Source organism: Pantoea sp. CTOTU50773 (assembly GCF_032082325.1).
GTDB lineage: Bacteria > Pseudomonadota > Gammaproteobacteria > Enterobacterales > Enterobacteriaceae > Pantoea > Pantoea communis.
Map to the genome: position 1 here is coordinate 1 of NZ_DAMDQC010000205.1, position 6712 is coordinate 6712.

The 6712-nt window shown below is 51.2% G+C and carries 6 protein-coding genes; 4 read left to right on the forward strand and 2 right to left on the reverse strand.

The features are described 5' to 3' along the window. Positions 1–133: 133 nt before the first annotated feature. Both mobB and mobA read right to left on the reverse strand, forming a co-directional pair. A complete protein-coding gene (mobB, locus tag RT340_RS21040) occupies positions 134–640 on the reverse strand; it encodes a molybdopterin-guanine dinucleotide biosynthesis protein MobB (protein WP_058960152.1) in 507 nt (168 codons plus the stop codon). Then, positions 640–1212 carry a molybdenum cofactor guanylyltransferase MobA gene (gene mobA, locus RT340_RS21045; protein WP_313377649.1) on the reverse strand — a complete coding sequence of 191 codons (573 nt, stop codon included), beginning with the start codon at positions 1210–1212 and terminating at the stop codon, positions 640–642. Before mobA ends, mobB begins: the two co-directional genes overlap by 1 nt. 70 nt (positions 1213–1282) lie before the next feature. Here mobA and RT340_RS21050 point away from each other — a divergent pair, with 70 nt between their 5' ends. From RT340_RS21050 to polA, 4 genes are all read left to right on the forward strand, one after another. Further along, the gene (locus RT340_RS21050) at positions 1283–1558 is read left to right on the forward strand and encodes a YihD family protein (protein WP_038643998.1); all 276 of its coding nucleotides are present in this window, start codon (positions 1283–1285) and stop codon (positions 1556–1558) included. A 46-nt stretch (positions 1559–1604) separates the two neighbouring features. After that, positions 1605–2591 (forward strand): serine/threonine protein kinase, encoded by a 987-nt coding sequence (locus RT340_RS21055; protein WP_160834202.1) that lies wholly within the window; start codon positions 1605–1607, stop codon positions 2589–2591. A 26-nt stretch (positions 2592–2617) separates the two neighbouring features. Next, positions 2618–3247, forward strand: a complete 630-nt coding sequence (gene dsbA, locus RT340_RS21060; protein ID WP_097119635.1) for a thiol:disulfide interchange protein DsbA — start codon at positions 2618–2620, stop codon at positions 3245–3247. 367 nt (positions 3248–3614) lie between these two features. After that, the gene (gene polA, locus RT340_RS21065) at positions 3615–6404 is read left to right on the forward strand and encodes a DNA polymerase I (protein ID WP_097119636.1); all 2790 of its coding nucleotides are present in this window, start codon (positions 3615–3617) and stop codon (positions 6402–6404) included. The last annotated feature ends 308 nt before the right edge of the window (positions 6405–6712 follow it).

Genomic DNA, 6712 nt, shown 5'->3' on the forward strand with positions numbered 1-6712 from the left:
AGGCATCAAATAAGTGAAGAAACCCTGAACGAAAGTTCAGGGTTTTTTTACGTCTGCAGATCGGCGAAATCAGGGTTGTTTTACGTCTGAAACTGACGCCTGAAGTTTAGCCAGACGATCATAAAACCCCGGGTTACTGACCTTTTCTCAGCCATTTTTCAATAAAATCAGCAACCTTAACCGGCTGATTAATATCGAGAAGTGGGCGGTCGATCGTTAAGTTCTCATCGCTGGCCAGCGCAACCACGTATTCATCCAGTAAATCAGCAAATTCCCCTTTGACACCACGCCGCCACAGCGCGATTTTGGGTACTGGCTCATCTTTAAAGCCCTCAACCAGCACCAGATCCAGCGCGGAACTGTCCATCCGCGCGACCAGTTCCGCCAGATTCAACGTCTGATCAGGGGTTTCACACATCAATGCCCAGCGCTGAGTACTGGCAACAATCACCTGATCGGCACCTGCTTTTCGCAGCAGATAGCTATCTTTTCCCGGCGTATCAATGTCCATTTGATGATGGGTATGTTTGATTAACCCAGAACGAATACCGCGAGCCTTAAGCAGCGGTATCACCTGTTGCAGCAAAGTGGTTTTTCCAGTGCCACTCCACGCAACGATCGCCAGTAAAGGCACGCTCATCACTGCTTTTCCCCATCAACTAAATCGTCGGGCGTATTAATGTTGCGGAAAGCTGCCTCAGAATCTGTGAACGTCACGGCATGCCCACCATGTTCACGCAGAAACTGCATTAAACGCCGCTCACCACGAAGCAGCCAGGCTTCCAGATCGTCGGCCAGTGATCGATTGACCAGTGCCAATGCAGGATGATCACGCTGCGTTGATCGTACCCACACCGCAGGTGCCGCACCGCGCTGCTGCCATAATCGTGCAACGAAGTCCTCCGGTAACCAGGGCGTATCACAGGCACAAAAGGCGACCCACTCGGTCTTACTGTGCTGCAAGCCACTTAAAATGCCTGCCAACGGACCGGGGTAATCTGGCATCGAATCAGTAACGACCTGACAACCGCTAGCCTGATAACGATCAATGTTACGGTTGGCGCTTATCAACACAATATTGACCTGTGGCATCAAACGCTGCAAAACGTGCTGATAAAGCGGTTTGCCCTGCAATTCCAGCAGCCCTTTATCCAGGCCGCCCATACGACTGCCTTGCCCACCTGCGAGGATCACGCCGGTAAATGCGGTCATTTTCGTCTCCTTGATCATACTGGACGATACTTGCATAACGGCAGCCTACCACTGCATAGAGGAATCAATGATGAAATATCACCGACTTAATGAATTGTTCGAACTCCTGCAACCGGCCTGGCAAAAGGAGTCTGACCTTAACCTGCTGGCATTTTTACAGAAACTGGCGCAGGAATCAGGCTTCAGTGGCCCATTAAGTGAATTAACCGATGACATATTGATTTACCATCTCAAAATGCGTGACGCTGGCTGCGATGCGGAAATTCCCGGACTGAAAAAGGATTATGAAGTGGACTTCAAAACCGCGCTATTACGTGCACGCGGTGTGATTAAGGATGATGAGTAGTGTTATCCTTGCGCATTCCTTGCAACGGTAACACACAGGCAAAATGATGAGCGAAGCCGCCTTTAATTTCCAGACGCTGGACCCCGATGTCATCCTGGATGCACTTTGGGATGCGGGTCTGCGTGTCGAATCCGGCTTAACCGCCCTCAATAGCTACGAAAACCGTGTCTATCAGTTTAGTGATGACGACAAACGTCGCTTTGTGGCTAAGTTCTATCGGCCACAACGCTGGAGTGCGCAACAAATTCTGGAAGAGCACCAGTTCACGCATGATCTGCTGGCCGATGAAGTGCCTGTTGCAGCACCACTGGCACTGCAGGGCAGTACGCTGAATCACCATGCTGGTTTTATGTTTGCCGTTTTCCCAAGCCTGGGTGGGCGACAGTATGAAACCGATAATGAAGAACAGATGGAGTGGGTGGGCCGCTTTCTTGGTCGCATCCATCAAACAGGCCGCCAGAGCTTGTTTCAACAGCGTCCAACCTTCGGCCTGGAAGAGTATGTCTTACAACCTCGCCAGAAGCTGGAGCAAAGTACGCTGGTACCGGCTGCCCTGAAGGATGCGCTGCTGAACGCCGTTGATAAACTTATCGGCACCCTACAGCAGCGCTGGCATGATAAATGGCAGCCGCTCAGGCTGCATGGCGACTGCCATCCAGGTAATATCCTATGGCGCGATGGCCCGATGTTTGTCGATCTTGACGATGCACGCAACGGGCCTGCAGTGCAGGATCTGTGGATGCTGGTAAACGGCGATCGTCAGGAACAGCTGATTCAGTGGGATATTCTGCTGGAAGCTTATAATGAATTCAGTGACTTTGATTTACATGAATTGTCACTGATTGAGCCTTTACGCGCTATGCGCATGGTTTATTATTTGGCCTGGGTGGTACGCCGCTGGCAGGACCCGGCTTTTCCGCGCGCCTTTCCCTGGATGACCGATGAGGATTTCTGGCGCCGACAGATTGCACTATTTATCGAGCAGGAGAGGCTGTTACATCAACCCCCGTTGCAGCTTAGCCCGCAATTTTAATGAAGTACTCAGGAGATTTTTTCACGATGAAAAAGATTATGTTTGCGCTGGTAGGTTTAATGCTGGCATTTGGCGCCTCAGCGGCACAGTTCAATGACGGCAAACAATTCGTCACGCTGCCAAAGCCGGTTGCTGGTGAGCCACAGGTATTGGAGTTCTTCTCCTTCTTCTGCCCGCACTGCTACCAGTTCGAACGCGTCTATCACGTGAGTGATGCCGTGAAAAAGAACCTGCCAGCAGACACTAAAGTGACTAAATATCACGTTGATTTCCTCGGCGGAGACTTCGGTCCTGTTGTGACTCAAGCCTGGGCGGTCGCGATGGCGCTGGGCGTGGAAAGCAAAGTCACTGCACCGATCTTTGACGGTATTCAGAAAACCCAAACCATTACCGATGCGGCGAGCCTGAAATCCACCTTCATCCAGGCTGCTGGCATCTCATCAGAAGATTATGATGCAGCCTGGAATAGCTTTGCGGTAAAAGCGTTGGTCGCCCAGCAGCAGAAAGCGGCAGCCGATCTTAATCTGCAGGGCGTGCCAGCTATCTTCGTTAACGGCAAATACATGGTGAACAACGGCGGCCTGGACACCAGCTCTATGGACAATTTCGTTGCCGATTATGCCAACGTAGTGAAATTCCTGGTTGAGAAGAAGTAATTAAGCGCAAATAAACGCCGGCGATGTCGGCGTTTTTACTCCCTTTCCCATGACGTAATCATGATATCCCCGTTAACCCTCCGCTTAATATCCACATGGACGATCACCTTTTCAAAAAGGCGCGCTTCATCACGGTAAGTTAATAACAAATTGAAAAACAATAACTTTTATCTGTAAAATGATTGCAATAAGCGTAAATAACAATACGTTATGAATTTTACGCACAAAGTTATCCACAGACCGATCCTTGCGATCCACTCCGCGTAACAACGAAAAAGATCCTGACATCTCTGCTCTGATTCAACATTCCTCTCTGGTTGTGGCATCCTTATAGCCCTCATTATCGCAACGAAGAAAATACGAACCTATGGCGCAAATTGCAGAAAATCCCCTGATTCTGGTAGACGGATCCTCTTATCTCTACCGGGCGTATCATGCCTTTCCGCCGCTGACCAACAGTGCAGGCGAGCCCACGGGCGCGATGTACGGTGTGCTCAACATGCTGAAAAGTTTGCTGATGCAGTATCAGCCGAGCCATGTGGCCGTGGTCTTCGATGCGAAAGGCAAAACTTTCCGCGATGAATTATTCGAGCACTACAAATCGCATCGTCCGCCAATGCCCGACGATCTGCGTGCACAGATCGAGCCGCTGCACGAGATGGTCAAAGCGATGGGATTACCGCTGCTGGCGGTGACCGGCGTTGAGGCTGATGATGTGATTGGTACTCTGGCACTGGAAGCAGAAAAGCAGGGCCGTGCAGTGCTGATCAGTACCGGTGATAAGGATATGGCGCAGCTGGTCACGCCGGGCATTACGTTGATTAATACCATGACCAACACCGTGTTGGGCCCGGAAGAGGTTGAGCAAAAATACGGTGTGCCGCCTTCATTGATTATCGATTTCCTTGCCATGATGGGTGACAGCTCGGATAACATTCCGGGTGTGCCTGGCGTGGGTGAGAAAACGGCACAGGCGCTGCTGCAGGGCCTGGGCGGTATGCAGTCGATTTACGACAACCTGGATAAAGTGGCGGATCTCTCGTTCCGTGGCGCGAAGACCATGGCAGCGAAGCTAGAGCAGAATCGCGAAGTCGCATTCCTGTCCTATCAGCTGGCGACCATCAAAACGGATGTAGAACTGGAACTGGGTTGTGAGCAACTCACCGTTAACGAACCGGACGTTGAAAAGCTGCAAAATCTTTTCGGCCGTTATGAATTCAAACGCTGGATCACAGATTTACAGGACGGCACCTGGTTGCAGGGCAAAAAGAGCAATGTGCAGGCGCAGAAATCGCTGGCGACTGAACCTGTGGCTGCGGTGGCGGAAACCGCTAGCGTGCTGTCATCTGACGGCTACGTCACCATTTTGGATGAGGCAACCTTCGACGAGTGGCTGCAAAAACTGAATAAAGCAGAACTCTTTGCCTTCGATCTGGAAACCGATTCTCTGGATAGCTGGAGTGCCAACATTGTCGGCCTCTCCTTTGCGGTTGCGCCCGGTGAAGCCGCTTATCTTCCGGTGGCCCATGACTATCTTGATGCGCCAGAACAACTCGACCGCAGCGACGTGTTGAAAAAGCTAAAACCGCTACTGGAAGACGCTAAATCTGCAAAAGTCGGCCAGAACCTCAAATACGATCGTGGCGTGCTGAAGAACTACGATATTGAGCTGAACGGCATTAAATTCGACACCATGCTGGAATCTTATTGCCTGAGCAGCGTCGGCGGCAAACATGATATGGATAGCCTGGCTTCGCGCTGGCTGAACCATAAAACCGTCACCTTCGAAGAGATTGCCGGTAAAGGAAAAAATCAGCTGACCTTCAACCAGATTGCTATCGAGCAGGCCGCTCATTACGCTGCAGAAGACGCAGATGTCACGCTGCAGTTGCATCTGCAGATGTGGCCGAAGCTGGAGCAGGAAGCGGGTCCGAAGCAGGTCTTCACCGATATCGAGATGCCGCTGGTGACCGTGATTTCACGCATTGAACGCAACGGCGTATTGATCGATCAAAACATCCTGGCCAAACATTCGCAGGAGCTGACCGCACGTCTGGCGGAACTGGAGTTGAAAGCGCACGAACTGGCAGGCGAGCCGTTTAATCTCTCCTCCACCAAACAGCTGCAAACCATTCTGTTTGAAAAGCAGGGTATCAAGCCCACTAAAAAAACGCCGGGTGGCGCACCGTCAACCAGCGAAGAAGTGCTGGCTGAACTGGCGCTGGACTATCCGCTGCCCAAAGTGATTCTGGAGCATCGTGGCCTGTCTAAGCTGAAGTCGACTTATACCGACAAATTGCCTTTGATGATCAATCCGGTTACCGGCCGCGTGCATACTTCTTATCATCAGGCGGTCACGGCCACCGGACGTCTCTCATCTACCGATCCCAACCTGCAAAATATCCCAGTGCGCAACGATGAAGGCCGTCGTATTCGCCAGGCTTTTATCGCAGGTAAAGATAATCGCATCGTTGCGGCTGACTACTCGCAAATTGAACTGCGCATCATGGCGCATCTGTCGCAGGATAAAGGCCTGCTGGATGCGTTTGCGCAGGGTGAAGACATTCACCGCGCGACAGCGTCAGAAGTCTTTGGTGTTGCGCTGAGCAAGGTTTCAGGTGAGCAACGCCGCAGTGCCAAGGCAATTAACTTTGGTCTGATTTATGGCATGAGTGCCTTCGGTCTGTCGCGCCAGTTGAATATCGGTGCTGGCGAAGCGAAAAAGTATATGGATCTCTACTTTGAGCGTTATCCGGGCGTACTGCGTTACATGGAAGAGACTCGCACCCAGGCGGCCGATAAGGGCTACGTGGAGACACTGGATGGTCGCCGCCTGTGGCTTCCGGACATCAGCTCCAGCAACGCCATTCGTCGTAAGGCGGCAGAGCGCGCGGCGATTAACGCCCCGATGCAGGGCACCGCAGCGGACATTATCAAACGCGCGATGATCGCTGTAGATGGCTGGTTACTGCAACAGCAGGATGACGCTGTGAAGATGATCATGCAGGTACACGATGAACTGGTGTTTGAAATCCACAAAGATGCGGTAGAGAGTGCGAGTGCGACGATCCGCCAACTGATGGAGAGCAGCATGAAACTTGATGTACCGCTGCAGGTTGAAGTGGGAACGGGCGATAACTGGGACCAGGCGCACTAAGGAACGTTGTCGGCGGTATATCTATGCCGCTGACATCGTCATAAGAAAAAAGTTTACTTAATCGGTTCAGCAACGATGTAAAGCCGCTTGTTAAATGCGCATTTTGTAACTGCCTATCGGCTAAGCATTTTTTTAGTAATTAAACTACACGCCTTAAGCCAAAGTGTGACGGACCCGGAAAAAAAGATGTGGAATCCTGAAACTTAACAACAAAAAACCCTTTGTTGGTCAGGAAAAATCAGGTAAAGTTCATCGCGTAGGGTACAGAGGTAAGATGTTCTATCTTTCAGACCTTTTACTTCACGTAA

Bases quoted from the DNA above. Each gene is read 5' to 3' on its own strand.
- RT340_RS21050 (WP_038643998.1), top strand. From the start codon at position 1,283: ATGAAATATCACCGACTTAATGAATTGTTCGAACTCCTGCAACCGGCC.
- RT340_RS21055 (WP_160834202.1), top strand. From the start codon at position 1,605: ATGAGCGAAGCCGCCTTTAATTTCCAGACGCTGGACCCCGATGTCATC.
- mobA (WP_313377649.1), bottom strand. From the start codon at position 1,212: ATGACCGCATTTACCGGCGTGATCCTCGCAGGTGGGCAAGGCAGTCGT.
- polA (WP_097119636.1), top strand. From the start codon at position 3,615: ATGGCGCAAATTGCAGAAAATCCCCTGATTCTGGTAGACGGATCCTCT.
- mobB (WP_058960152.1), bottom strand. From the start codon at position 640: ATGAGCGTGCCTTTACTGGCGATCGTTGCGTGGAGTGGCACTGGAAAA.
- dsbA (WP_097119635.1), top strand. From the start codon at position 2,618: ATGAAAAAGATTATGTTTGCGCTGGTAGGTTTAATGCTGGCATTTGGC.